The organism is Corynebacterium sp. TAE3-ERU12 (assembly GCF_019209905.1).
In the GTDB taxonomy this organism is placed as follows: Bacteria; Actinomycetota; Actinomycetes; order Mycobacteriales; family Mycobacteriaceae; genus Corynebacterium.
On record NZ_JAHUTM010000004.1, the window covers coordinates 149,066 to 173,692 of the forward strand.

General features: G+C 62.2%; 23 protein-coding genes. 8 read left to right on the forward strand and 15 right to left on the reverse strand.

Going from position 1 to position 24,627, the window contains the following annotated elements:
- Nucleotides 1-22 precede the first annotated feature (22 nt).
- The 3 genes from mraZ to KRX51_RS09945 all read right to left on the reverse strand — a co-directional run bounded on the left by mraZ (nucleotide 23) and on the right by KRX51_RS09945 (nucleotide 2,019).
- Nucleotides 23-454, reverse strand: a complete 432-nt coding sequence (mraZ, locus tag KRX51_RS09935) for a division/cell wall cluster transcriptional repressor MraZ (RefSeq protein WP_218362988.1) — start codon at nucleotides 452-454, stop codon at nucleotides 23-25.
- A 558-nt stretch (nucleotides 455-1,012) separates the two neighbouring features.
- Nucleotides 1,013-1,417 carry a DUF3040 domain-containing protein gene (locus KRX51_RS09940; protein ID WP_218362989.1) on the reverse strand — a complete coding sequence of 135 codons (405 nt, stop codon included), beginning with the start codon at nucleotides 1,415-1,417 and terminating at the stop codon, nucleotides 1,013-1,015.
- A 161-nt stretch (nucleotides 1,418-1,578) separates the two neighbouring features.
- Nucleotides 1,579-2,019, reverse strand: coding sequence for an SAV_6107 family HEPN domain-containing protein (locus KRX51_RS09945; protein ID WP_218362990.1), 441 nt, complete (start codon nucleotides 2,017-2,019; stop codon nucleotides 1,579-1,581).
- A gap of 185 nt (nucleotides 2,020-2,204) precedes the next feature.
- Between KRX51_RS09945 and KRX51_RS09950 the strand changes: the two genes are divergently transcribed.
- Both KRX51_RS09950 and KRX51_RS09955 read left to right on the forward strand, forming a co-directional pair.
- Nucleotides 2,205-2,855 (forward strand): GNAT family N-acetyltransferase, encoded by a 651-nt coding sequence (locus KRX51_RS09950; protein WP_370625097.1) that lies wholly within the window; start codon nucleotides 2,205-2,207, stop codon nucleotides 2,853-2,855.
- Complete coding sequence (locus tag KRX51_RS09955; RefSeq protein WP_218362991.1) at nucleotides 2,852-3,520, forward strand: hypothetical protein; 669 nt, start codon at nucleotides 2,852-2,854, stop codon at nucleotides 3,518-3,520. Before KRX51_RS09950 ends, KRX51_RS09955 begins: the two co-directional genes overlap by 4 nt.
- A gap of 14 nt (nucleotides 3,521-3,534) precedes the next feature.
- Here KRX51_RS09955 and KRX51_RS09960 read toward each other — a convergent pair whose 3' ends face one another.
- Nucleotides 3,535-4,521 carry a methylenetetrahydrofolate reductase gene (locus KRX51_RS09960; RefSeq protein ID WP_218362992.1) on the reverse strand — a complete coding sequence of 329 codons (987 nt, stop codon included), beginning with the start codon at nucleotides 4,519-4,521 and terminating at the stop codon, nucleotides 3,535-3,537.
- A 79-nt stretch (nucleotides 4,522-4,600) separates the two neighbouring features.
- Between KRX51_RS09960 and KRX51_RS09965 the strand changes: the two genes are divergently transcribed.
- The 4 genes from KRX51_RS09965 to KRX51_RS09980 are packed head-to-tail and all read left to right on the forward strand — an operon-like array spanning nucleotide 4,601 to nucleotide 10,014.
- Entirely contained in the window at nucleotides 4,601-5,701 is a 1,101-nt protein-coding gene (locus tag KRX51_RS09965) for a polyprenyl synthetase family protein (protein WP_218362993.1), read from the forward strand.
- A complete protein-coding gene (crtI, locus tag KRX51_RS09970) occupies nucleotides 5,698-7,350 on the forward strand; it encodes a phytoene desaturase family protein (RefSeq protein WP_218362994.1) in 1,653 nt (550 codons plus the stop codon). Before KRX51_RS09965 ends, crtI begins: the two co-directional genes overlap by 4 nt.
- On the forward strand, nucleotides 7,347-9,002 hold the full coding sequence (locus KRX51_RS09975; protein WP_218362995.1) for an alpha-(1->6)-mannopyranosyltransferase A: 1,656 nt from the start codon (nucleotides 7,347-7,349) through the stop codon (nucleotides 9,000-9,002). The genes crtI and KRX51_RS09975 overlap by 4 nt, the downstream gene beginning before the upstream one ends.
- On the forward strand, nucleotides 8,989-10,014 hold the full coding sequence (locus KRX51_RS09980; protein ID WP_218362996.1) for a phytoene/squalene synthase family protein: 1,026 nt from the start codon (nucleotides 8,989-8,991) through the stop codon (nucleotides 10,012-10,014). The genes KRX51_RS09975 and KRX51_RS09980 overlap by 14 nt, the downstream gene beginning before the upstream one ends.
- Here KRX51_RS09980 and KRX51_RS09985 read toward each other — a convergent pair.
- Nucleotides 10,011-10,376, reverse strand: a complete 366-nt coding sequence (locus tag KRX51_RS09985) for an Rv2175c family DNA-binding protein (RefSeq protein ID WP_218362997.1) — start codon at nucleotides 10,374-10,376, stop codon at nucleotides 10,011-10,013. The two genes, KRX51_RS09980 and KRX51_RS09985, sit on opposite strands and share 4 nt — an antisense overlap.
- A 95-nt stretch (nucleotides 10,377-10,471) precedes the next feature.
- On the opposite strand from KRX51_RS09985, the gene pknB reads away from it, so the two are divergent.
- A complete protein-coding gene (pknB, locus tag KRX51_RS09990) occupies nucleotides 10,472-12,799 on the forward strand; it encodes a Stk1 family PASTA domain-containing Ser/Thr kinase (RefSeq protein ID WP_218362998.1) in 2,328 nt (775 codons plus the stop codon).
- An 80-nt stretch (nucleotides 12,800-12,879) separates the two neighbouring features.
- Here the strand turns inward: pknB and KRX51_RS09995 are convergent, their stop codons facing one another.
- From KRX51_RS09995 to KRX51_RS10035, 9 genes are all read right to left on the reverse strand, one after another.
- A complete protein-coding gene (locus KRX51_RS09995; protein ID WP_218362999.1) occupies nucleotides 12,880-14,268 on the reverse strand; it encodes a class II 3-deoxy-7-phosphoheptulonate synthase in 1,389 nt (462 codons plus the stop codon).
- A gap of 70 nt (nucleotides 14,269-14,338) precedes the next feature.
- Nucleotides 14,339-14,827 (reverse strand): polyadenylate-specific 3'-exoribonuclease AS, encoded by a 489-nt coding sequence (locus tag KRX51_RS10000; RefSeq protein WP_218363000.1) that lies wholly within the window; start codon nucleotides 14,825-14,827, stop codon nucleotides 14,339-14,341.
- Between the two features lie 10 nt (nucleotides 14,828-14,837).
- Complete coding sequence (locus KRX51_RS10005; RefSeq protein ID WP_218363039.1) at nucleotides 14,838-15,614, reverse strand: lysophospholipid acyltransferase family protein; 777 nt, start codon at nucleotides 15,612-15,614, stop codon at nucleotides 14,838-14,840.
- A gap of 97 nt (nucleotides 15,615-15,711) precedes the next feature.
- The gene (locus KRX51_RS10010; protein ID WP_218363040.1) at nucleotides 15,712-16,701 is read right to left on the reverse strand and encodes an ROK family protein; all 990 of its coding nucleotides are present in this window, start codon (nucleotides 16,699-16,701) and stop codon (nucleotides 15,712-15,714) included.
- A 49-nt stretch (nucleotides 16,702-16,750) separates the two neighbouring features.
- Complete coding sequence (locus tag KRX51_RS10015) at nucleotides 16,751-17,644, reverse strand: hypothetical protein (RefSeq protein ID WP_218363001.1); 894 nt, start codon at nucleotides 17,642-17,644, stop codon at nucleotides 16,751-16,753.
- Nucleotides 17,641-18,081, reverse strand: a complete 441-nt coding sequence (locus tag KRX51_RS10020) for an SRPBCC family protein (RefSeq protein ID WP_218363002.1) — start codon at nucleotides 18,079-18,081, stop codon at nucleotides 17,641-17,643. The genes KRX51_RS10015 and KRX51_RS10020 overlap by 4 nt, the downstream gene beginning before the upstream one ends.
- Before the next feature lie 56 nt (nucleotides 18,082-18,137).
- Nucleotides 18,138-19,307, reverse strand: coding sequence for a glycosyltransferase family 4 protein (locus tag KRX51_RS10025; protein ID WP_218363003.1), 1,170 nt, complete (start codon nucleotides 19,305-19,307; stop codon nucleotides 18,138-18,140).
- Between the two features lie 3 nt (nucleotides 19,308-19,310).
- On the reverse strand, nucleotides 19,311-20,282 hold the full coding sequence (locus KRX51_RS10390; protein WP_370625099.1) for an NlpC/P60 family protein: 972 nt from the start codon (nucleotides 20,280-20,282) through the stop codon (nucleotides 19,311-19,313).
- Nucleotides 20,283-20,532: 250 nt separating this feature from the next.
- A complete protein-coding gene (locus KRX51_RS10035) occupies nucleotides 20,533-21,147 on the reverse strand; it encodes a C40 family peptidase (RefSeq protein ID WP_218363005.1) in 615 nt (204 codons plus the stop codon).
- Between the two features lie 495 nt (nucleotides 21,148-21,642).
- Here KRX51_RS10035 and KRX51_RS10040 point away from each other — a divergent pair, with 495 nt between their 5' ends.
- Nucleotides 21,643-23,271 (forward strand): DEDD exonuclease domain-containing protein, encoded by a 1,629-nt coding sequence (locus tag KRX51_RS10040; protein ID WP_218363006.1) that lies wholly within the window; start codon nucleotides 21,643-21,645, stop codon nucleotides 23,269-23,271.
- A 25-nt stretch (nucleotides 23,272-23,296) separates the two neighbouring features.
- Here KRX51_RS10040 and trpD read toward each other — a convergent pair whose 3' ends face one another.
- Nucleotides 23,297-24,346: an anthranilate phosphoribosyltransferase gene (trpD, locus tag KRX51_RS10045; protein WP_218363007.1), complete on the reverse strand. Its 1,050-nt coding sequence runs from the start codon at nucleotides 24,344-24,346 to the stop codon at nucleotides 23,297-23,299.
- Between the last annotated feature and the right edge of the window lie 281 nt (nucleotides 24,347-24,627).

Below are 24,627 nucleotides of genomic sequence, written 5' to 3' on the forward strand. Positions count from 1 at the left end.
GACGCTCCCAGCCTCCGAGTAGCTAGAGCACGTCGAAGAGCGCATCGTCTTCTGCTTCGGAGAAGTTCTCCTCGTGCTCCGCCCGGTAGGCGTTCCAGGACTCTTCGTCCCAGATCTCCAGGAAATCGATCGAGCCGATCACTACGCACTGTTTCGTCAGCCGGGCGTATTCGCGGTGGTCAGCTGAGAGCGTGATGCGTCCCGAGGCATCGGGGCGCTGCTCGTCAGTACTGGCCGCCAGATTTCGAATAAAGGCACGTGCACGAGGGTTCGTGCGGGATGCCTTCGTAGCGCGCTGGGCTAGTTCGATGAACTCGCCCTTCGGGTAGACCGCTAGAGAGTGGTCTTGGCCCTTGGTGACCATCAGTCCACCGGCGAGGTCCTCGCGGAACTTCGCTGGCAGCGTCAGGCGGCCTTTGTCATCCAACTTTGGGGTGTAGGTGCCGAGAAACATGTCGCCGGCTCCTCTCCCCGTGTATTGCCCGGTCGCACTCGCGTCCGGTGAGTCTGTGTGTCGTGTTCAGCTATGGGTCTTTTTCCTGTGATGTCAGTCCACTGGTCCAACATCACGCCCCACTGTACCCCACTATCCCCCACCAACAACCCGACACAGCGGACGTTTTTGTGGAAGGTACCTCTTTTCCACATTGACAGCAGGGTCAACTAACGGCGAAACACCAAGTTATTTAGCATTTTTGAGAGATCTACACGCGGCACCTGGCAATGGGGCAAAGTCCCAAAAACCTCAAAAATCAGCCGGATTTTTACTTGACACGCTTCGTATCTGGCGTCACATCAGTGCAAATTCGCCCCAATTTTTACAGACCATCGAGCCCCAACCGCCCTAGTGGGACGAAGTGGGTGATTCTGGTGGGGCAAAGTGGGAAATTTTCAGAGCCCGCCCAAAAACACCCCTATCAACAGCGCCTATGGCGGCCACTGCAGGTTGTCCGGACACAGAAAAGCCCGCCTGCACATACCGTGCAGGCGGGCTGTAAAGGGTCGAGGTGGGTTATCCGAAGCGTCCGCGGAAACGGGATTCCATGGAGCCCGGGCCGGAGTTACCGCCATTACCGCGACGAGGGGCGGACTTTACCTTCTGCGTTTTCTTGGCCGATGCCTTCACATCGCCGGAGCCAGTCATAGCCCAGACACCGGCGCCAAACATAGCCAGGAAGCCAACCACCGATAGCGCGAGGAACCAAAGATTCACCTGCGCAAGCGCCACACCGCCAAGCAGTAGCGCCAACCCCAGCACGCCGATAGCGAGCGACTGGATGTTGAGGCCGCGGGTAGCTACCCCGGAGCGTTCGTCGAAAATGCTGCTCGACATCGTCGACGAAAACTTCGGATCTTCGGCATGGAGCGCGGACTCGATCTCATCGAGCATCCGCTGCTCTTGCTCCGATAACGCCATGGTTTCCCTCCAACTGTCGACTCACTACTGGATAGCGGTCAACAACAGACCTCTTTCCTCATTTAACGGCCGCAGTCACGTATTTGTTCCCGGGAGCAACTGCCGCCTCATTGCCCTAAGTGTACGTGCCACTAACCAGATGTCGCCCAGTCGCTGGAAAATCAGGCCGCCAGAGGCAAAACTCCAGACTCCAGCTCCACCCGGGCTAGGAAATCAGCCGCGGCATCGATCAGCTCTCTAGCGAAATCAGACGAGGGATTGCGATCCATCCCGACCCGCACGCGCTCGCAGGCATAGTCGCGCTCCTCGAAGAAGTCCGCAAGGTCGGTGTACTCCGGGGCGACTTGTCGCAGCTTCGCCCAGATAACCCGACTCCGATACCGCTTACGTGGTGGGCGCAACGCCTGCGCCGCACTGGCCGCGCGCACCGCAGCGAGATATGCCAGCTCGATTGCATCAGCGGTTTCAGCAGTGCGTGCTTCGCGTAGCGCAGCGCTTCCCCGCTGGAGGTAATCCAGGCACAGGCGAATATTGCCGCCAGGAGCCATGACCTGAGACTGTTCACGGAAGCCAGCCGAGTTGAAATCGTAGATATATGCCATTGGATATTCCCTCCTCCTGCTGTGCCGGGCTTGTGCTCCGGTGCACCTCACTTTAGGAAGCGTCCGGACATCACCATCGCCTAACTGTTCGAAATTAGAACGCATGTTCGAGCGATTTTGTGTTCTTCAGCAGAAATTCCTTGGGCTCGCCCCACGAAAGCGATAACTCATGGTTCACTAAACGCGTGGAATACAGCGTGGTTGCGCTGCCCCGCGAAGTACTCCGGGGCCGGATGAAGGAAGCCGTCGATATCTATATCGACGCGATGGGTTATAACCCTGCCATCAGAACGGACCGCATGCGCGCCTGGGTACAGCAACAAAATGAACCCAATTGGGCTGCCGTAGGCGGTATCTTGCACCCACCATCAGTGCCGCCTGAGGTGGCCGCCCGAGATCCTCGCTACCCGCTTGTGTCAGTGGCCTACAGCCATTCCGGCGCCGGCCACCAGTGGTGGAATCAGCAGGTCCGCGGTGGGCTAGCCGCCAATCAGCGTTCACTGCATGAGATCCACGCAATCATGAATGACTACGCAGAGCTGTCCGAAATCCATGTCCACCCCGATCATCAGGGTCATGGTCTCGGCGAGCGCATGTTGCGCCGGTTACTGAGCACCAGGCCGGAACGGTATGTGCTGCTATCGACTCCAGAGGTAACTGGTGAGGACAATCGTGCATGGCGGCTCTATCGCCGTCTAGGCTTTACCGACGTACTACGCCAATTCCGCTTCCCCGGCGATCCACGCTATTTCGCAATCCTCGGCGCGGAATTGCCACTGACCGCTACTCCACCGACCACACATCATCAGTCGACACCCGAAAGGAACCAGCGATGAAGCGACGCCATATCGCCCTGGGCGCTGTCGCGGCTATCACCGCTGGCACATTTTTGACCGGCTGTGTTGATGCCGAAGCCGATCTCACCCTCGATTCTGAAGACGAGGTCACCGGCACGGTTCGGGTCTCCGCCCCCGTCGGCAGCGAGATCGACCCCACCAACTGGCGTCCCCCGTCGCATTTATCGGAAATAATGCGCACTGAGGATTCCCTCGAGGATGGGCGCAATGTCATGACTGTGAAGCTGTACGACGTGCCCTTCGACGACCTTGCCCGCACCGTCGCCGAAGCCAGTGCCCGCCACGTCGAGGTCGAACTCGAGCCCACTAATGACGGCAATAACGCCATGACCGGCTACGCCGATTTCAATGAGGGCCCGGACACCAGGATGCAGGTCACCATGAACTTCCCTGGCCCGGTGACGAATTCCAATGGCGAGATCAATGGTGACAGCGCCAGCTGGGTTGTCGAAGGCGGCGAGGCACGCACTATTTTCGCCAACGCCCCGCGACGCCCCTCAGGTACACGCATGTTTACCCGGTGGTCCATGCTGTTCCTGGGTGCGGGCCTGATCTCTGCGCTGCTGGTCTTCCTATGGGCGCGCGATGACCGGGGTCGGCCGGTGCAGCCACCGCGGCGCCGCAGTCGCCACCGTCGTCGGTAAGCCCGACAAGCTCATCAGAAACCGTCGCGCTGAATGGACTGCGACTTCCCCCACGGCGGGGCCATACCCAGATTGTGCAGGACTTCTTGGGTGGCACGGGCGTAATTCAGCGTCATGAAGTGCAGCCCTGGCGCGCCTTCTGAGATCAACCGGTCAGCCATGCGCGTGGAAGCGTCAATACCTATCTTGCGGATCTCATCACGATTGGCTTCCTCATCACCGTCAGCGGCCTTGATGAGCTGGTCCTCAAGTCCCTTCGGCAGCGCCGAACCAGATAGGGCTACTTGCCGACGCACTGAGCGCAATGACGTAATCGGCATCAGACCAGGGATGATGGGCTTTGTGCCGTGGTCGGGGTCCGCTTTGGCGAGTCGATCCCGCAACCGCAGATAGTGGTCGACATCGAAGAACATTTGCGTAATGGAGTACTGAGCGCCGGCGCGGAGTTTCAGCAACGTGTACTTCGTATCGGCGTCAAGATCCGGCGAGCGGTAATGCCCTTCGGGAAATGAGGCGATACCGATCTCGAATCCGCTGAACTCATCCTCAGAGCGGATCATGTCGATGAGTTCGGAGGCGTACTGCAACCCACCTGCAGAGGTATGCCACGGGCCAGTGGGATCACCAGGCGGGTCGCCTCGCAGGACCAGCAAGTTCGTGAGGCCTCGGTCGCGGTAGTCACGCAGAATCTCGCGCAGCTCAGCGACGGAGTGGTCTACCAGGGTCAGGTGCACCAGGGTGGTCAGCGGTTGGCGCGATAGCTGTTCAGCTACTCGGACTGTGCGCTGCCTGCTGGTGCCGCCTGCACCATAGGTGACTGATGCGAAGGAAACACCGAGGTCGTGAAAAGTGCTAGCTGCCGTGAATAGTCTATTTTCTGCGGCATCGTCGCGCGGGGGCATGAACTCGACCGAAAAGGGTACGCCAGCTGGGCTTGAGAGACTTAGCGCGCGGCGAATGGACACCTGCTTTCCGGTGCCGTACGACGGTAAAATAGACATGTCTGTTCATCCTAATATCAAGACGTGCTTTGTGCGCTAAATCCCAGGCAGTGTCCGGGTCTCGTTTAGAGTGAAGCGTATGGCACAACAGCCCACAGCACCTCTACCCGGTCCTGAGGACGTACCGGCGGCAGTCAACGCATCTTTGCGGAAGTTCCTTAATTCAAGGCGCAACACCGCCGTCGAGATCGACCCCTATTTCACCCAACTGGTCGATGCGGTGAATGAATTCACACTTCAGGGCGGAAAACGTGTCCGCCCGACGTTCCTCTGGGCCGGTTGGCTCGCCAGCGGTGGCGCGGACACAGCCGAGGACCCCGCCGCAGTGCTTCACGCAGCTGCCGCACTGGAGTTGGTGCAGGCGTGCGCGTTGATTCACGACGACATCATTGATGCCTCGGATACGCGACGCGGCAACCCCACGGTGCACCGTCGTTTCGAGGCGGTGCACAGGGACTCCCAGTGGCATGGCGACGGTGGTGCTTTTGGCCGTGCGATGGCGATCCTCGGCGGCGACCTGGCAATGGTGTGGGCAGATGACATGCTGCGCGAATCCGGCCTGTCCACTGCGGCACTGGTGCGGCTGCAGAACTCATGGTGGCGGATGCGCACCGAGGTTCTCGGTGGCCAGGCCATCGATATTGTGGCCGAGACCTCCGGTGATGGCCGGTTCGAGGTCGCCGAACGCATCAATACCTATAAAACAGCGGCGTACACCATTGAGCGTCCGCTGCTCATCGGCTCGGAAATCGCTGATGCGTCCGAGGACATCACTCACGCCCTGGCCACCTACGGCCGCAACGTCGGCATTGCTTTCCAGCTACGCGATGACCAACTGGGCTTATTCGGCGACCCCGAAGTCACCGGAAAACCCGCCGGCGATGACCTGCGACAAGGCAAGCGCACAATGTTGCTGGCCACCGCGTTGGAAAAGCTGCAGGAAACGGCCCCTGATAAGGCGACCTACCTCAATGAAAGCCTGGGGGTTGTCACCGATCTGGAGGAAATTTCCGAACTCACCGAGCTGATCCGTTCCACTGGCGCCGACGACAAGATGGAGCAAGAGATCGCTCGACGTACCGAACGTGGACTGGATGCTCTCGAGATCCCCGAACTTGCCGAGGAGCACCGCTCATTATTGCGCTCCCTCGCTGAGAAAGTCACGGTGCGAAAGCTATGACGCAACTGCAATCTTCCACCACAGCCAACCAGGTCCCCGGCACCCGTGAACATATTGTTATCGCAGGTGCGGGCCTGTCTGGGTTGACCGCTGCGCTGCACCTATTGGCGAAGGGCCACCGGGTGACTGTGCTTGAGGCCAGCGACCATGTCGGCGGGCGCTGCGCCACCGAGGATGTCACTATCCCCGGCGTCGGCACGATACGCGCTGATACTGGCGCCACGGTGCTGACCATGCCCTCGCTTATCGACGATGCCCTCGCCGGGGTTGGGCTCACTGCCACTGAGCTTGACCCGCTCTGGCAGATGGAGCGGCTAGACCCTGCCTACCACGCCCGCTACCCCGGGGGCCGGACACTTGATGTCTCCGGCGATGAGGTATTCATGGCCAACCAGATCCAACAGTTTCTGCAGGCCAAGGGCACACCTAGGGAGCACATCGGCACGACCGTCTCCGGGCATCGCGCCATGACCGGCTGGTTGGAGAAGCTTTTTAACTCCTCCTATGACCGGTTCCTCAATCGCTCTTATGATTCCCCATTGGACATGGTGGGTGATACCACCACCATGAAGCGCCTCATTGAGCTGCTTCGCCTCGGGGCTTTCGGGTCGCTGGGCAAACAGGTCAATAAGAGACTGGGCGATGAGGAACTCGGGCGTGTCTTTAGTTTCCAGGCCCTCTATGCCGGGGTCGGCCCCCGAGATGCCCGCGCCGTCTACGGGTGCATTTCCCATATGGATACCGGCATCGGCGTGCACTACCCCGTAGCCTCTGCGACCGGCTCTGGTTCCGGGGCGGTACCGGAACTATTGGCCCGTGGTGTGCGCGCAGCAGGCGGCGAAATTCGCCTTGGTACTGCTGTGCAAGGTCTCACAGTCGCCCCTGGTCGACGTGGCGACGTCACCGACGTCACCGTCGTTGCCGATGGCATCACCGAATCGGTGAGCTGCGATGGCTTTATCGCCACCGTGGATTACCCAGTACTTGACCACTGGTTAGCGGCGGCCGGCGCGAAGCCCAGGCACCGGCAGGTGCCGCGACGATGGTCACCGTCGGCAGTTGTTGCACATGGCGCAGCCCCAACAACAGTGACCGACACCTGGCCAGAAGCCCACCACACCATCAGTTTCGGCGAGAACTGGGATGCCACCTTCGACGAGATCTGTGCCCCTACTGGCGGCACCGTGATGACGGACCCCTCACTGCTGATTACCCGTCCAGCAGTAACCGACCCGGCCCGCATTATTAAAGGCACCGACGGGCGCGCCTGGGAGCCACTGAGCATTCTGGCGCCATGCCCAAACCTCAACTCCGCACCGGTGGTGTGGGACACCGTGGCCGACTCCTACATCCGCGAACTCACCGCCACCCTGGAACTGCGCGGATACACCGGTATCTCCACGCACTGGCAGTACGGCCGGGTGGATACCCCCACCACATGGGCGGCAACCGGTATGGGTGCGGGCACCCCATTTGGCCTAGCGCACCTGTTCCGGCAGACCGGGCCGTTCCGGCCCCGTAATTACTCCTCGACTGGCCCCGCCAACCTGGTGCACGCAGGTTCGACCACAGTGCCTGGCGTCGGCGTGCCCACCGTCATGCTCTCCGGTGCTCTTGCCGCAGATAGGTTCAAGGCGATCCACTCATGAACAAGCTCTGCTCGGCTGTCGCCTCGACACCGGTACGCCTCGGCGTCACCGGTATGTCTTTGATGGCGGTGGGTTCCTACGGAGCCGGCGCTACGCGCTACCGCGGCGGCATTGTCGACGCTCTCGGGTTGGATTGGATGACCTACGGGCACGGCTTCGCCGTCTTTGAGCTTGTCATCTGGGTCGGTGCCGCTGTTGTGCTGGCTGCATGGCTGCGCCTGGGGCGGGAGATGATCTGGCGTGGCGGCACGGTCGATACAGCAGAGTCCTCCGATCTGGGCTGGAAAACGAAGCTCAGCGAGGTCAACCGCACCTTCATGTGGTGGCTTATTCCGCTGTCCCTATCGGGTCCGTTGTTTTCGCGCGATGTGTATTCCTACATCATTCAGGGCGCGATGCTGCGCGACGGCTTCGACCCATATACCCAAGGCCCAGCGGTGAATCCCGGCCCGCTGCTCTATGAAGTATCAGCGGACTGGCGCAACACCACCACCCCATATGGCCCGCTTCACCTGGGCCTGGGCAAGCTCATCACCAGCATTACCGGCGATAGTGTCACCGGCGGCATCATCGTATTCCGCCTACTGTGCCTGCTTTCGGTGCTGGCTATTGCCTGGACCGTGCCACGAATCACCCTGCGTTTAGGTGGAGACCCTGTCCTCGCGCAATGGATCGGTGTCCTCAATCCTTTGGTGCTGTTCCACTTAGTCGGCGGTATGCACAATGAGGCACTCATGCTGGCGCTTGTCGGCGCGGGCATCACCGCAGCGCTGGCACTAAAACCTCTGCCTGGCGCAGCCGCCGGTGCCGCCCTGGTCGGCGTCGCCGTGGCGCTGAAAGCAACCGCGATAATCGCCATGCCGTTCATGGTGTGGATCGCACTTACTCGCAAATCCCCCATCCGCAATTGGCGCACCACCTTCGGCCGCCTCGGCGAGATCATTGGTGTGGGCGTGATGTTGTCGGCTATTACGCTCGGCGTGCTGGCTGTGTGCACCTGGATCACCGGGGCCGGCTGGGGCTGGATTTCTGAGCTCAGCGGCAATGTCAAGGTCATCAATCCGCTAGCCGCCCCCAGTGCGGTAGCCGGGATTATCTCGTCGGTAGCGGTCTACTTCACCGACACCATCACCTTCAATACCGTCGTCGATATCGCCCGGCCGATCTCCGCGCTGTGCCTGGTGGCGGGCTTGATCGGCAGCTGGTTGGTATTCCGCAATACCCCGCGCCGCGCAGTGGCAGGCATGGCCGCTGCCCACGGCGCGATCGTGGTCTTCAACTCAGTTGTTCTGCCCTGGTACCACAGCAGTTTGCTTGTGCTTGTGGGATCGATTCGGCCGCGCCGCTGGGTGGTGAATATTACGGTGCTGGGCACCATCATCTTGTGTATGTCATTCGCCGGCGGCGGCAATAACCGCTTCTACGAACCCGGGTGGATGATTGCGATCACCCTCAGCGCAATAGCCGCTACCCGATGGCTCACTCACGGTGTGTGGTCCACTCGCCTGGTGTGGCGTGGTGTCCACGGCGACGGCGCCGATAAGGCGGTTGACTACAGCGTCGCCGGTATCGACAACCGAGATGACCCGGCGCTGCCGGATGCCGCCCCTATTTCCGCCGGACGATGGGAGACCACGCATGCACCGCAATGATGCCGCTGAGCCCGCCATAACCGGAATCGCACCGGAACAACTCGCCGCGGCCCGGCAGCTATGCCACACCATCTCCGCCGGTCACGGGCGGACCTATTCCCTTGCCGCACGCCTGCTCACACCTGAACAGCGCACCGCAGTGTGGTGCCTCTACGCCTGGGCCCGCACTGTCGACGATGTCGTGGATATTGAAGGGCCGGTCAATGACCCGGCCGACACCGAGGACCACGTCCACCGGCTACAGAGCGCACTCATTGACTTCATCAACCACAACCCGCCCGCCGAACCCACGCCAGAAACACCTCCGGAAAGCACGCTTAGCCAGCAGGAATGGTCCATTGCTGCGGCCACTGCAGACACCATCGTGCGCTGGGATATCCAACCGGACCTTTTCGCAGATTTCGCGCGCTGCATGCTGATGGACGTGCCCGGCGCGACTGGGCACCGCGCCCATTTCGCCACCTGGGAGCAACTCACCGAATATATGTGGGGCTCGGCGGCGGTCATTGGTCTGCAGATGCTTCCGGTATTGGGCACCACCACTGCCCCCGAAGAGGCCAAGCCGTACGCAATTGCGTTGGGCAATGCTTTCCAGGTCACTAATTTTCTGCGCGATGTCGCCGAGGACCTGCGCCGGGGTCGTATCTATCTGCCTACCGACGAATGGGCAGCCTTCGGCGTGGACCCGGAAATGCTGCACCAATGCGCGCAACGAGGCCACGCGACAAAGGAAATCACCGCCGCGATGCGGCATTTCGCTGCGGTCAACCGATCCATGTACCGCGATGCGGACCCCGGGGTGCAGCTGCTCTCCGGCCCGGCACGGCCGGCTATCCGCACTGCGCGGATTCTCTACGGGGACATCTTGGAGCGGATAGCCGCCCAGGGGCATGACCCCTTTGTGGGGCGGGCGGTCGTGCCAACGCGACGACGCCTGGCCATTGCCATTCCCTACGGGGCAGCAGCTATTGGCCAGGCAGCGCTCACGTCGGCACGCGCTGTGCTGCGCTAAAGCGCCATCGCCTGGGCGCGGCGGCGTACCTCGCGGGCCAGGTGCCCATGTAGGGCGTCAATGGGCCGCCCGGGAAGCGTGTCATCCTCGGTGAACAACCAATCCAACGTTTCCTCGTCGGAGTAATTGCCGTCGTGCATGAGTGCAAGTACCCCGGGAAGGAACCGGTTGACCTCAGTTTCGGTGAGCATGCGCTCCGGCACCTGGGCGATATTGTCACGCTGAACAGCGAGAATCGTGCGTTCCTGGAGCATTGCGTGCACGCGGGTAACCGGGACGTCAAGGCGCTCGGCAACATCCGGCACCGGCAGCACCGGCTCGGACGGGTCAAGGACATCAGTGCAGGCTGGGATTTTCTTCACGGCACTCATGGTAGCGGCGCTACTACTGCGGTGCGTTAGCCGTAGCGGTGTCACGTCGGCCATACTGGTGTGCGAATTAATCAGAGGAGCTACACGTGACTGAATTACGACAGGGCGACTTCCTCGATGGCCGCTACCGAATCGGCCCCAAGATCGCTCGCGGTGGTATGTCGACGGTCTACCGTGCTCTTGACACCCGCCTGGGCACCGTAGTCGCCGCGAAAGTAATGGACCCCCGGTTCCAGGACGACGCGGCCTTCCGAACCCGCTTTGAACGAGAAGCCCGCTCAGTCGCCGCGATCAGTGATCCCTGCTTGGTCAATGTCTACGACCAGGGGGCGGATAGCTCCGGTCACGTTTTTGTGATCATGGAGTTCGTCAATGGCGGCAACCTGCGTGAACTCCTCGATGAACGTGGCCCCATGCCCCCACACGCAGCGGTGGCGGTCGTGCAGCCGGTATTGCAGGCTTTGACGCTGGCCCATAAGCGCGGCATGGTGCACCGCGATATTAAGCCCGAGAATGTTCTGATCAGTGATTCCGGGCAGGTCAAGCTCACCGATTTTGGGCTGGTGCGCGCTGCGGCCGACGCTAAAGTCACCGCAAATACCGCGATTGTGGGCACTGCCGGGTACCTCTCCCCCGAGCAGGTCACTGGTGCAGATATCACCCCTGCCTCAGACGTGTATTCCACCGGTGTGCTGCTTTTTGAGCTGCTCACCGGGACAATGCCGTTTACCGGCGACTCCGCTTTGGGGATAGCCATGCAGCGCCTGGACAAGGATGTCCCGGCGCCCAGTACCGCTATCGGCGGCATTCCCCCAGAAATTGATGAGTTGGTGGCACATGCCACCGCCCGATCCGCAGCGGATCGCTTCCCCACCGCCGCCGAGTTCAGTGCACAATTGGCGTCGGTGGCTGAGGATTTGGCGCTGCCGTCATTTACGGTGCCGTCCCCGAAGGACTCGGCTGCACACCGGGCTGCGGAGCTGCCTGACGACGCTGCGGGTGACACGAACGACACTGAGCCGGGAATCACCGGCACCGCGATTATTGCTGGAGCCCCCGCCCCCGGCACTTTTGGCCCGCATGACGATACGGAGTCTGAAACCAGGGTTGATCTGGCGTGGAGCAAGCCCGACGATGACCCCACCCGCACTAACCCTGAGGGCATGACGGCTATTTTGCCTCCACAGGGTGGCGCCGATAATGCGGATACCAGCGTCGTCCCGGCCGCTGGGGCCGCAGCTATGGGCGCCGCTGGTGGGCCTACTGGTGGGCCAGGGAGTGCGCCTGCTGGTGGGCCTGGGCGAAGTCCGCGGGGCCCTGAGCCAACCAAGGGCCGCAAACGCACCCGGACTGGTTGTGCGCTGTGGGTCATTATTGCCCTTATCGCCACCGCCGCTGTTCTTGTTGGTGCGTGGTGGCTTGGTTCGGGCCGCTACGGCGAGGTGCCCCAAATCAGCGGGATGAGCCGCCAAGAGGCTGTGCGCACCATCGTCAAGGCTGGCTTCGACCCGGTTTCTGGGGAGGAGTACAGCAATGATGTGCCCGCCGGGACGGTGGCCGGGTCCAATCCGTCGGCAGGCTCGCGTGCGGTGCGCGGCGATGCCATCGAGGTGCTGATCTCTTTAGGTAAACCAACGGTGCCGCCGTTGCCGCCGGACCGTTCGGCCCAGCGTTACTCCCAGCTGCTGTCGGAGCGCACATTAAAAGAAAAACGCGGCGAAGCGGTCTTTTCTGATGACATCCCCGATGGTGGTGTGGTCTCAGCCAACCCCGCCCCCGGCGAAACAGTAAACGTCGCCAGTGAAGTGACTGTTTTCCTTTCCAAGGGGCCAGCCCCGGTCAAGGTTCCCAACGTGGTCGGGATGACCGAAGAAGAAGCCCGAAAAATACTTTCCGACGCTGGGCTGAGGGTGAAAGACTCCACCAACGAAGAATTCGATGATGACGCCAAGGCCGACGAGGTGTTGAAAATCGAACCAGAGGTCGGCACCGGACTCGAACGCGATAGCGAAGTGACCTTGACCATCAATAATGGTGTGGAGATCCCAGATGTTGTGGGAATGAGCGAAGAAGATGCCCGCAAGAAACTCGACGAGGCGGGCATTGTGGTCGAGGAGGTACGTATCGATAACGACTCCTCCCGCAAGGCCGGTGAGGTCGAACGCGTCAACCCCAGCACCGGCAAGGTCGTTGACCCCGCCAACCCGCGGGTGACGCTGTTCATCTCGGACCGCGTGGAAGTGCCGTTGCTTATCGGCTCCAGTGTGGGCGATGCCCGAGATAAGGCCGAAGAGGCGGGCCTGCAATTGGATGTCAAGGGCGATCCGACCGATGATGACCTGGTCATCACCCAATCCCCACGGCCGGGCAAGACAATGCACAAGGACGATAAAGTCTCCGTGCGCGCAGCCTGACCCCGGCTTCCCCAGGGCATAGAAAATCCGGCTGGTACGCGACTCACCGCGTCCCAGCCGGATTATTTTTCTGTGGACAGTTAGTGGCGCAACATCTCTGCGACCAGGAAGGCCAATTCCAGCGACTGCTGGGTGTTCAGGCGCGGGTCACATGCCGAAGCGTAGCGGCCCGGCAAGTCAACATCGCAGATGTCCTGGGCGCCGCCGAGGCACTCGGTGACATCCTCGCCGGTGAGCTCGATATGCATGCCGCCGGGGTGGGTGCCCAAGCTGCGGTGCACCTCGAAGAAGCCCTGCACTTCGTCGACGACGCGATCGAAGTGGCGGGTCTTGTAGCCATTAGACGAGGTGTGGGTATTGCCGTGCATCGGGTCGACCTGCCAGATGACCTTATGGCCAGCTTCCTCAACAGCCTCCACGATGGGCGGCAGCACAGTGCGGACCTTGTCATTGCCCATCCGCGAGGTCAGCGTCAGACGACCGGGCTGGCGCAGCGGGTTGAGCTTCTCGCAGTACGCCACAGCCTCCTCTGGGGTCATCGTCGGGCCGATCTTCACACCCACCGGGTTGCCGATGAGGGCAGCGAAGGCGATGTGGAAATCGTCGATACCGCGGGTGCGCTCGCCGATCCACAGCTGGTGGGCGGAGAGGTTAAACAGCGCGGTTTCGCCGTCGTGGTCCTCCGCCAGGCGCAGCATGGCGCGCTCGTAGTCGACCACGAGGGCCTCATGGGAGCAGTAAATCTGGGCGGTCTGCAGATTATTATCAGACACCCCACAGGCGGCCATGAAGTCCAGGGCGTGGTCGATCTCCGCGGCGATGTCTTCATAACGAGCACCTGCGGGCGAATCGTTGACGAAGTCGCGGTTCCACTCGTGCAGGCGGTGCAGGTCTGCGGTGCCCGACGTAGTCAGGGAACGCACCAGGTTCATCGCTGCGGCGGCGTTAGCGTAGGCACGCACCATGCGCGAGGGGTCGTGCACGCGGGCGGCCTCAGTGGCGTCCACGCCGTTGACCATATCGCCGCGGTAGCTCAGCAGGCCATCACCGTCGATATCAGACGAGCGCGGCTTGGCGTACTGGCCGGCAATACGCGCCATCTTGATCACCGGGGTGGAGGCGCCATAGGTCAGCACAACGGCCATCTGCAGCAGCGTCTTGATATTCGCACGGATATGCGGCTCGGTATTCGACTCAAACGTCTCAGCACAGTCACCGCCCTGCAGCAGGAAAGCCTCGCCATTTGCGACGGCGGCGAGCTCTCGCTGCAGTTTGCGGATTTCTGGAGCTACGACGATCGGCGGTACCGATTCGAGGATCCGGCGAATCTTCTCAGCCTGATACGGATCCCACGATGGCTGCTGTAGGGCCTGACGGCTCAGGGCGTCGTCAAGGGACTCCCGAATGTCCTGCGGCAAAGGCGGCAGATCGGGCAGCTCGGATACGGGTACATCGATGCTCCAACTCACGCGGGACATAATACGTGGTGCGAATCGATCCGTCGCCGTCGGCTATCCCATTTCTTTTCCCACAGTGTGGTCAGGAGCGCAAATGGGCCTCAATAGCCCGGTATCGGGCCAGGTTATGGCGCGCATCAGCGAGTGCGTCATGCCGCCCATCATTTTGATTCGGCAGCTTCGGAGACCCCGCAGCCAGCCAGTGTTGCTTCAACTCCCGGGTAAAACGGGGAATCCGCCGCGGCAGCTTGGTCATATCGCCCCACAACTGCACAAGCGCGATGTGGTCATACGCCCCCACCCACGCCCACAGCTCAGGATCACCCTGATTGGGGGCAAGAAGGAACTCCCCCAACCGATCCCGGATGGCAGCACGCGACATCCACGTCGGACTGCTGGGGCTGGGAAGCTGATTGAGTACGTTCTGGCGCACCCACGGACCGGCGGCGCGGGCATCAAACTCGGTTGATACCGCGTAGAACTCGCGTCCATCCTCAGCCACGACGCCAATAGAGACGAGATCGATGGTCCGACCGTCTTCGATGAATTCGGTGTCGTAGAAATAACGCACGAGGCTCAGGCTACCGTTTAGTCCAGAACGAACCAGCACCGGGCGGCGGCGGGGTTTCCAGCTCACCACCGGGCTCAGCGCCCTCGGGGTAGCCCTCCCCAGCGGCCAACGAATTCTTCACGTCGGCGGAGTACGCCGCGACGTAGGTCTGGCCAGACATCTGCTGCAGCGTGGCCATGAGGTCATCAGTCATGGCACGGGCGCAGTGGTACTCATCGCCGCGATCGCGGTAATCCGCCGGGTCCAACGGGTCACCGATAAGCAGACCAACCTTGACTGGGCGCGGTACCCACGTGCCGATGGGATTGGCCTTCTCCGAGTCGAACATCGCCAATGGGTAAACCTTCGCGCCCGAGTTCAAGGCAACCCGCGCCAGGCCGGTCTTGCCCTTATAGAGGCGGCCGTCATGTGAACGGGTGCCCTCGGGGTACATGCCGAGCACTTCGCCGCGAGCAAGAACCTTCAAGCCCGCATTCAGCGCGTCTTTGGCGGCATCACCAGAAGTGCGGTCAATGGGCACCTGGTTCAAGCAGTGGAAGAAGAAACGCTGCACCGCGCCCTTAATGCCGGTACCGGTGAAATATTCCTTCTTCGCCAGGAAAGTCAGCTCACGCTTGAGCACCAGCGGCAAGAAGAACGAGTCCATCACGGAAAGGTGATTGGACGCCAAGATGACCGGCCCCTCGTCGGGGAGCTTGTCGAAGCCGGAATGGCGCGGCCGGTTCCAGACCCACAGCCACGGCCCGATCAGGATGTACTTGAAGAAGAAGTACCACTTATTGCCCACTTTTTTTGCCACGAGCAAATCATACTAATTGTGCCCGAAATAGCACTGCAGGCCCCGACAATAAAGAGCGCCGTTCAGCTTTTGTGCAGGTGGGCGGCTATGCCGATCGTTGTTGCGCATCAGCCATCGCGCATGACGCAGCACCAATGAGCCCAGCGTCGGCAACTAACTGCGCGGGGGCAACCCGAGCCACCGGGCGGTGCCCCGCACCGGTAATCGACTCCGCGAAAACAGCCCGCGCCCGGTCAAGGTAGAGCTCATGGTCGCGCACAAGTCCGCCGCCGATAACGATGAGCTCCGGGTCGAAAACATCTGCGGTAAGGGCTAAGCCTTGACCAAGCCACTCAGAGAACTCATCGAGCACATCACAGCCCAAGGGATCCGAGGCCGCGGCGGCCGTCATCACCGCCGTCCCGGTCAATGCGGAACCTGGCCGCAGCGCCAGTTCAGCCAGATCCGAGCTATAGCCGCCAGAGGCAGCACGCTCCCGGGCGGTATAGGCCAACGCCGTGCCCGAGCAGTACCGCTCGAGACAACCACGCTTACCGCAGGAGCATTCACGCCCACCTGCTACGACCCTAAGATGCCCAAATTCAGGCGCAGTGCCATAGGCCCCACGGAACATTTCGCCGTTATGCATCATCGCCCCGCCAATACCGGTGCCCAGCGCAAACAACACCCAGGTATTGGCCCCCTGGGCGGCACCGAAACGGTACTCACCCCACGCCGCTGAATTCGCGTCGTGTTCCAGGGTGACGGTATGCCCCAGGCGTTGCTCCAGACGGTCTGCGACATCGGCGTCGCGCCACGGCAGGTGCGGCGCAAACCGCACTCGGCGTCGTTGCGCGTCGAGGAAACCAGCTACAGCAAGGCCGACAGCTTCTGCCTCCGGGACTTCGGCGCGCAGTTCAAAGACGGTGTCGGCGATGGTGTCTTCGAGTTCGCTTTCCACGTTGGGGGTGGGGCGCTGGGCTCGGGCGATGATCTCGCCGGTGTCGGTCACAACGGCTCCGCGCAGGTTCGTGCCACCGATATCGAAGCCGATTGCGGGTGCGCCCGCGACGGTGCGGGGGCGCCCGGTGGCCATAGTGGTGGTCACGGTGTCTCCTTGGGTCCACGCCTGGGCGTGGCTGAGCCTATTGGGTGCGCGGCAATAGCCCCGCGACGGAACGGAATGTCAACAGAATATCGTCGCTGCTGCCATTCCTCGTAATATCACTGGCCATCTCGGCTCCGCGAACCTCGACGTCGGTAAGCTCACAGGCCCCCAGCACCGCAGGAAGAGTGAACCGCCGCCGCCACCGGTCAACACTGATAATGGCGTGCCCGCCGCGTACCGAAACCTTGACGTCATGACGGCTCAATGGGTGTTCGGTCAGCCCACAAGGCACGGGGATACGCGCGGTATAGCCAAGCTCGCCGTCATCATCACGACCCCGGCTGGACAGCCGTAACCCGGTGGCATGGTTGCTTTCCGACGTTGGCGCCACGCACACACCCAACCAGGTGGCGATGGCTGCGGCGGCGGTTGCAGCACCGCCCGGGTGGACGGCCACTTCCCCATTGGCCACACAGGCATGGAACGCGGTACACCGTCGGGAAAGCCCATCTATTGCGTGGGCGCGCCGCGATGCCTCGCCAAAAACCGGCGGCATATCGCGGTGCCGCGCCAGTGGCGGGCTCATCGCATCAAGTAATTCAGCGAGTTCGCCGGGGCCACGCAACCGACGCAACCATGCGCGATGTTCTCCGTCCGTGCCGCCGATTCGGATAAAAACCGGTGTGCCGGTGGCGCGGTATTGGGCGTGGGCACGCAACCACACCGCAAGGTGTTCCAGCCCGGCGAATCCGGTGACAGCGCTGAGAAGGTTGTCCCCCAGTTGGCTATCGGGCCCGGTCGGCAGGCTTGCGATGAGCTCGGCGACGGCGGCGTAATTATCACCGTCGGCAAGCTCCTGAGCATCAGCCGGTGGCGGGGCGCCATCACACACCAGATGCAGCCACGGGCGCAGCGAGGCCGGCTCAGTCATGCTTTTCCGAGGTTGTGCACGCGCTGTTTCAGAGAGCTCAAGGCGGTGTCGATAATGCGCCGCTCGGCTTTGCGACGCAGCATGCCCAACATCGGCACGGCAGTATCGGCGGTTAGTTCGTAGGTGACGCGGGTGCCTTCTTCGCAGGGCTGCAATTGGTAGCGACCATCTTGTGCCTTCTGCAGGTGTGAACGAACCAGGGTCCACGACACTGCGGTATCGGTCCAGGTGTATTCGAGTTCAAATTCATCCCGCAACATCGCATCAATGACAAACCGGGCGCGGCGGGGCCGAAGTGGGGCAGTGCCCTCTTCAGTGACCTCAGCTTCGGTGGTGCCAGTCGCCCACGTCGGATAAGCAGCGATGTCGCCGATGACATCGAGGATGTCGGTGACTGGGGCGTTGATGACGATATCTGCGTGCGTGCGCTCGCTCATGCCACCAAATTACCGGTGCAGCCGGAACCGCGCCGGAAACCAACCTCGTCGGTGGGTTAATTCGGTGCTGCGGTGCCGGCAAGCACGGCCCGCAATTGCTCCCCCATCGCCGACCAGGTCCAGTTCTGTTCCACGTGGCGGCGACCGGCCTGGCCCATCGCCACTGCGCGGTCGGTATCGGCGAGCAGCCCTGAGATGGCTCGCCCAATGGCGTGATAGTCGCCGCCCGGGCAGACCATGCCGGTACTGCCATCGATGATGGTTTCGGGCGCTCCCCCGGAATCACCGGCAATAACCGGTACCGCGCAGGCCTGTGCCTCAAGGTAGACAATGCCGAGGCCTTCGACATCGAGACCAGCACCGCGGGTTCGGGCGGGCATGGCGAAAATATTGGCCGCCGCGTAGTAGCCGGGCAGGTCAGCGTAATCGACCCGCCCGGTGAAAATGACGTGGCCTAAGACCCCAAAACGCTCAGCGAGCTGACGCAGGGCTTTTTCTTTAGGGCCGACGCCGACAATAAGCAGCTGCACCGCAGGATAGTCACCGATGAGTTCAGGCAATGCACGAATCAGCATGTCCTGGCCTTTTCGGGTCACCAGCCGCGAAATGCAGGCAATGACCGGGGTGTCGGCGGCGATATCGTGGCGCTGCCTGATGCGGGCGGCTGCGGCGGCGTCGGGGTGAAAGAATGTGGCGTCGACGGCTGAGGGCATCCAGAAGTACTGGCAGCTCGTGCCGAAGGCAGATTCGAACCGGCGCCGGGTGTAATTCGAGATATAGGTGATGGCGTCGGCACTGCGGCCAATGCGGCGCAGCGCTAAGCGGGCGCCGGGAATCATCGACCAGCCGACCTCATGGCCGTGGGTGGTGGCAACAATGCGTTTCGCGCCGGCACGTCGGCACGCCGGGCCTAATAAGGCCAGCGGGGCGGCGGCGCCGAACCACACCACGTCGATCTTGCGTTCGGCGATGATGCGTGCGGCGGCGCGGGCCACATGTGGCAGTGGCAGCAGCACCCGATCCCGCAGCCGCACAATCTCGTAGGGGGCGGCGGCGTCGTGGGTGTCGATATCGTGCTGCGGTGCCCTGGTGGAGGCCAGGACCGTCAGCGACTCAGGCGGCAGCTGCGCGCAGAAGTCCCGCAGGTAGGACTCGATACCGCCAGCGCGCGGTGGGAAATCATTGGTGATCAGCAGCACCCGCGGGTGTGACGCTGGCTGCGACATGGCCTAGTAGCGAACTGCGCCCTGGTAGGGGCCAGCCTGATCGATACCGACGACCTGCACCGGGATGCCGTAATCGGAGGCGTGGATGACCTGGCCATTGCCGACGTACATGCCGACGTGGGTGATGCCCGGGTAGTAGCCGATGATGTCGCCGGGCTGCAGTTCGGACCGGGACACCGGGGTGCCGCCACTTAGCTGCGCCTGGGAGGTCCGCGGGATGGAGATACCAATCTGGGAGTACGCCCAGTACATGAGGCCGGAGCAGTCAAAGGAGCCCGGACCGGTGGCACCCCACTCGTAGGGGGCACCGACCTTGGTCATAGCCGCATCGACGGCACCGGAGGCGCCGATGAGGCTTTCTAGGCCGGCGGTTACCGGGTTGTTCTTGGCGCGCCACTTGGCCAGCTCGGCGGGGCTGAGCGAATCGACCATATCGCGGACTTTGTCTTGCTGCTGTTCGAGGTTGGCGCGTTCGGATTCGAGTTTTTTGCGCTTTTCGTCGAGCAGGGTGCGCTCGAAGCGAGCTTCTGCTTCGGCGGTGGCGGCCAGGGTGTGCTTCCGCGCGGCCTTGCGCTGTGCTTGGGCAACCGCACCGAGGGCTTCTTCCTGCTCGCGGGTGATGCGGGCGGCATAGGCCGAACGGTCGATAGCGTCCTGGGGGTCCGCTGAGCCCAGGGCGACAGTGACCGGGTCCATGGTGGTGCCACGCAGGCGCTGGCGGGCGTATTTGCGGGCTTCTTTGCGAACGTCTTCGGCGTGGTTGCGGGCACGCTCGGCGGCCGCGGTATTGCGGTCGACCACCTGTTGCAGGGCCTGGATCTCCTTATCGGCTTCCTTGACCTCTTCGTCGAGCTTGATGAGCTCTTCGGTATTGGCCTCGGTTTTGCGGGAGAGGTCTTCAAGCTCCTGGTCGATGCCGTCGGCAGTGAGTTGCTGGCCTACGGCGACAGGGCTGACCACAGGCAGCATGGTCATCGCTGCCACGCTTGCGATGAGCAGCGTGCGGTAGCCCTTGACAGGTGTGTTCACGGAAGAACCTTTCACAAACAGTTAACGACGTGCGAGTCGGATAGCGGTGGCGGGGCACCGGATGAGACCCGGGACCTCAGCGAGCGTAGCAACGCAAATACCCCGCGCCAACCAGGCAGCGGGGTATTGCGAAAAGCTTGTGACCAGTGTGACTGGTGCGGCGGATGGGGTGTTTTTAGCCCCTATCCGGAGGCTCTTAGTAGCGAACCGCCGAGTGGTACGGCATGTAGTTCATGGGAGCTTCCTTGACGACGTCGCCAGCCTGCGGGGCGTGGATGACGTTGTTACCACCGGAGTAGATGCCCACGTGGGTCGCACCGGAGTAGAAAGCGATGATGTCACCCGGGGCGATGGCGCCACGGGCCACCGGAATACCGGAGGAGGCCTGAGCCTGGGAGGTACGCGGGATGGACTTGCCAACCTGGCTGTAGGCCCAGGAGGTCAGACCGGAGCAGTCAAAGGAGCTCGGGCCGGTAGCGCCCCACACGTAGGGGGAACCAATCTTGGAGCGAGCGGCATCAACAATGCGCTGGCCGGTGGAGATGGCCTTCGGCGCAACGGCGGCTTCCGCGAAGTTGCTGCTGCCGACAGCCTGGTTGATGACGTCGGTGGCGCGGTTGACGTCAACACCGGAGATGTCGGAGGCGTAGCCGGCACCCTGCTCAACGAGGTTGTCGATTTCGGCGGGGACGCCGAACTCCTGCAGCGGGGAGGCGCCGGCCGGGATGGCCATAGCGGTAACGGAGGCGAAGGTGGCGCCGGCGACGGCGGCATTGCGGGCGAAGTTGCCGCGGTTGTGGTGCTTACCCATGAAATGATCTCCAAAAGATTTTGTTCGAACCAGCCGGGAGGGCTGGAAACTCCGTATGTATCCGGGGGCTTCGTAAATCCAAATCCCGGCCCGGCTCCTGTTGGAACCGGTTGTCTTGTCCGTGCGTTGCGGGGTTGCTCGTTCTGAGCTTCCCTGCAATGTCTCGGCAAGGTTACGAAATGTAATCAAGCTGTGTCCACTACAACGGTCGGCATTTCGCAATTTTCGGCGAGTAAGTGCCGTTAACCAGGCCCCGATAACAGCTCGATAACGAATGAGATAACAGCGTAACGAACCGTCGTTATCATCTTGTGTCCTAAGCCGTACCAGCAGTTTCTATCTATGAACGTCTCTCACAATTTCCCGACACCCCAACCCGGCGTCACGCAGCCGAAAATCAAAGTGTGATTCGGGCCACATTGGCTGGTTTTGGGGTGTTCGACACCCTCATACCCCGGACATCACGATGTCCACCGTCGCCTTAAAGTAGACCGCGTGAACGACGATCCCGCGCAGTTATCGCTAACGCAGGCCCCCAACTGCGCCGGCACCGCACCTGCCCCCATCACCGCACAGCCGCTGCGGGAGACCACCTTCGTCGTCGTTGACCTAGAAACAACGGGCCTCAAACCAGATGCTGCGGCCATCATTGAAATCGGTGCAGTCCGCGTCCGCGGCGGCATTATCGAGGACACCTTCAGCCAACTGGTCAATCCCGGCTCCCCCATCCCGCCCCATATATCTGCTCTGACCGGCATTACAGACGAAGATGTGGCCAATGCACCCCAGATCTCCACGGTGCTGCCCGACTTCCTCGCTTTCGCCAAAGGCGCAACCTGGGTGGCGCATAATGCCTCATTCGATATGGGTTTCCTGCGCGCGAACACTGTCGAACTGGGGCTGCGCTGGCCACACCCCACCGTGGTTGACACACTGCGGTTGGCCCGGCAGCTCCTCGACCGCGAGGAGGTCGGCTCATTTCGGCTAGGTGATCTCGCCCGCTACGTCGGCACCGAGATCAACCGCGCACACCGCGCCTATGACGATGCCCGCGCCACCGTCGATGTGCTGCACTTCCTCATTGAGCGCCTCGGCAGTCAGGATGTCGATACCCTCGACGAGCTCGCCACATATGCCCCACCGCGCGATTCCCGCATCGCCGCCAAGCGCGAGCTCATCGCCGGGGTGTCACATCGACCAGGGGTCTATATTTTCCGTAGCTCTACCGGTATTCCCCTATATATAGGTACTGCGTCGGATTTGCGCCGCCGCGTCGGCCAGTACTTCACCGGGTCCGACCCCCGCAAGCGCATGTCCGAGATGGTGCTGCTCGCCGATCGTGTGGACACCGTAGAGTGCGCCCACGCTTTAGATGCCGAGGTTCGTGAGGCCCGCATGCTGGCGAACCTGCAGCCGCCATATAACCGGCAGCGCAAACACCCGGGCCGTGGCTGGTACCTGTGCGCGCGTGCCGACGGCTCCCCCACCATTAAGCGCGCACCTCGTATCGGCGCTGCCCCAGACACCATTGGCCCATTCCGCAGCCGCGCAGCTGCGGAGAATGCATTGAGTCTGCTTGCCGACGTCGACGGCGACTTGCTCGCCATTGCCACCGAACTACACCAGGGCGGGGCTGACCTCATCGGTTCCCTGGTCGCCAAGGTCACCGAATTAGCGCTGCAGGGCCGGTATCGCCGCGCGGCTTTTACCCGTGACTTGGTTGCCGAGATTATTGTCGCGGCCGACCGACGGCAGCGCCTCGGTGGCCTTGCCGCGGTATCGCAAATCCAGGCGGCGCGCCCCAGTGAGCGCGGCGGGTGGGAGATCGCCATTATTCGCCATGGCAGGCTCGCCGCTGCCGGTTATTCCAGCAATGCGGCAGATACCGCGCGGATCGCCCAGCGGCTGACCCACGCAGCCGAAACGGTCCTACCCGATGATGCGGACCTGGTGCTGCGCGGGGCGAACCCCCATGAGATTGGGGTGGTGCACGAATGGCTCACCCGCCCGGAGGTCCGCCTGGGCCCGATCGATGGGGTGTGGGCCTCACCGGCGGCCGGGGCTGGGGTGTGGCGCCAGTGGGCAGCACAAGCCCGAGAGGCGCGCGAAACGAGGCCGACGTAGTCCTTCTATATAGGAGGAAGAAAACCTAGCCGACGATATCGGCGAGGATTTCGGCACAACGGCCCGAATCGAGGATCTCGCGGGCGCTATCCATCGCCTCAGAGATGGCCTCAACAACCGGGCGCTGCCCCACCCCACGCGAGGCCGCGATGGCCGCCGCCGAATTCAGCAAGACCGCATCACGGATCGGGCCGTCCAATTCGCCCGACCAGACCTTGCGCGCAATATCGGCGTTATGTTCAGGGCTGCCACCGCGCAGCGCATCAATAGGTGCTGATTCCAGGCCAAAGTCCTCAGGGCGAATCACGTCGGCACGCACGGTGCCGTCATGGACAACACGCACCTGAGTCGGCCCGGTGACAGTGATCTCATCAAGGCCATCATCACCGCGTACCACCAGCACCTGCTGGCCGCGTTGCGCATAAGCACCGGCCATGGTGTCCAGCTGATTGGCGAAGGCACAGCCGACCAGGCTGGCTGGCGGCTGGGCGGGGTTGGTCAGCGGGCCCAGGAGGTTAAAGACCGTCGGCACGCCCAGCTTGGCGCGCACCGGACCGGCGAAACGCATCGCCGGGTGGTGATTCTTGGCGAAGATGAATGTCAGTGAGAAGTCCGGATGATGCGGGGCGACGATACGGTCAGTATCGAGATCAATGCCGAGGGCCTCGAGCATGTCCGCGCCACCGGACTTCGAGGAGGCCGCCCGATTGCCGTGCTTGACGACGGGGATGCCGGCGGCGGCGACCACCATGGCGGTCATGGTGGAAATATTGACGGTGTGGGCGCCATCCCCACCGGTGCCGACCACGTCGACAGCCCGGGCGGCGTCGGGCGCATCCGGCGGGGAGGCGAAAGAGAGCATGCCGTCGGCAGCTGCATGAAGTTCTGCGGCGGTGATTCCCTTGGCGAAGATGCCGTGGGCGAAGGCGGCGATATGTACCTCATCGGCGCGGCCGGACATGATCTCGTCCATAGCGAAGCGCACGCCGTCGGCTGGCACCTCCTTGCCGGCACCGATGGTGGCAAGCACCTCAATCCACTGGGCGCGCGTATCTACTGCCTCAGGCTGTGCCATTGCTGGCCTCTTCCTTATATATCGACGGGTCTACAAAAGGGGTCATTCCTGCGATTCGGGCCGACAGCGGTCACTGTGCCCTCGGCGGCTATTATGATAACGCCAGTGGTGTACTGCTGATCCTGGCGCCGCAGAGCTGGCGCTGGCAGATAGTTACAGCGCCCGCGGTCGAGTCGAGCTCGCCGCGCCCGGGCCCTACAGAGGCCCGTCGGATAGAAACCTAAGAAGTTCCCGACACTCCGAAAATTATGTTTCTTCTAAGGTTTACAACCCCTTGACCT

Coding starts and splice junctions, on each gene's coding strand:
- mraZ (WP_218362988.1), bottom strand. CDS start 454: ATGTTTCTCGGCACCTACACCCCAAAGTTGGATGACAAAGGCCGCCTG.
- KRX51_RS09940 (WP_218362989.1), bottom strand. CDS start 1,417: ATGGCGTTATCGGAGCAAGAGCAGCGGATGCTCGATGAGATCGAGTCC.
- KRX51_RS09945 (WP_218362990.1), bottom strand. CDS start 2,019: ATGGCATATATCTACGATTTCAACTCGGCTGGCTTCCGTGAACAGTCT.
- KRX51_RS09955 (WP_218362991.1), top strand. CDS start 2,852: ATGAAGCGACGCCATATCGCCCTGGGCGCTGTCGCGGCTATCACCGCT.
- KRX51_RS09960 (WP_218362992.1), bottom strand. CDS start 4,521: ATGTCTATTTTACCGTCGTACGGCACCGGAAAGCAGGTGTCCATTCGC.
- KRX51_RS09965 (WP_218362993.1), top strand. CDS start 4,601: ATGGCACAACAGCCCACAGCACCTCTACCCGGTCCTGAGGACGTACCG.
- crtI (WP_218362994.1), top strand. CDS start 5,698: ATGACGCAACTGCAATCTTCCACCACAGCCAACCAGGTCCCCGGCACC.
- KRX51_RS09975 (WP_218362995.1), top strand. CDS start 7,347: ATGAACAAGCTCTGCTCGGCTGTCGCCTCGACACCGGTACGCCTCGGC.
- KRX51_RS09980 (WP_218362996.1), top strand. CDS start 8,989: ATGCACCGCAATGATGCCGCTGAGCCCGCCATAACCGGAATCGCACCG.
- KRX51_RS10010 (WP_218363040.1), bottom strand. CDS start 16,701: ATGGCCACCGGGCGCCCCCGCACCGTCGCGGGCGCACCCGCAATCGGC.
- KRX51_RS10015 (WP_218363001.1), bottom strand. CDS start 17,644: ATGACTGAGCCGGCCTCGCTGCGCCCGTGGCTGCATCTGGTGTGTGAT.
- KRX51_RS10020 (WP_218363002.1), bottom strand. CDS start 18,081: ATGAGCGAGCGCACGCACGCAGATATCGTCATCAACGCCCCAGTCACC.
- KRX51_RS10025 (WP_218363003.1), bottom strand. CDS start 19,307: ATGTCGCAGCCAGCGTCACACCCGCGGGTGCTGCTGATCACCAATGAT.
- KRX51_RS10390 (WP_370625099.1), bottom strand. CDS start 20,282: ATGACCATGCTGCCTGTGGTCAGCCCTGTCGCCGTAGGCCAGCAACTC.
- KRX51_RS10035 (WP_218363005.1), bottom strand. CDS start 21,147: ATGGGTAAGCACCACAACCGCGGCAACTTCGCCCGCAATGCCGCCGTC.
- trpD (WP_218363007.1), bottom strand. CDS start 24,346: ATGGCACAGCCTGAGGCAGTAGATACGCGCGCCCAGTGGATTGAGGTG.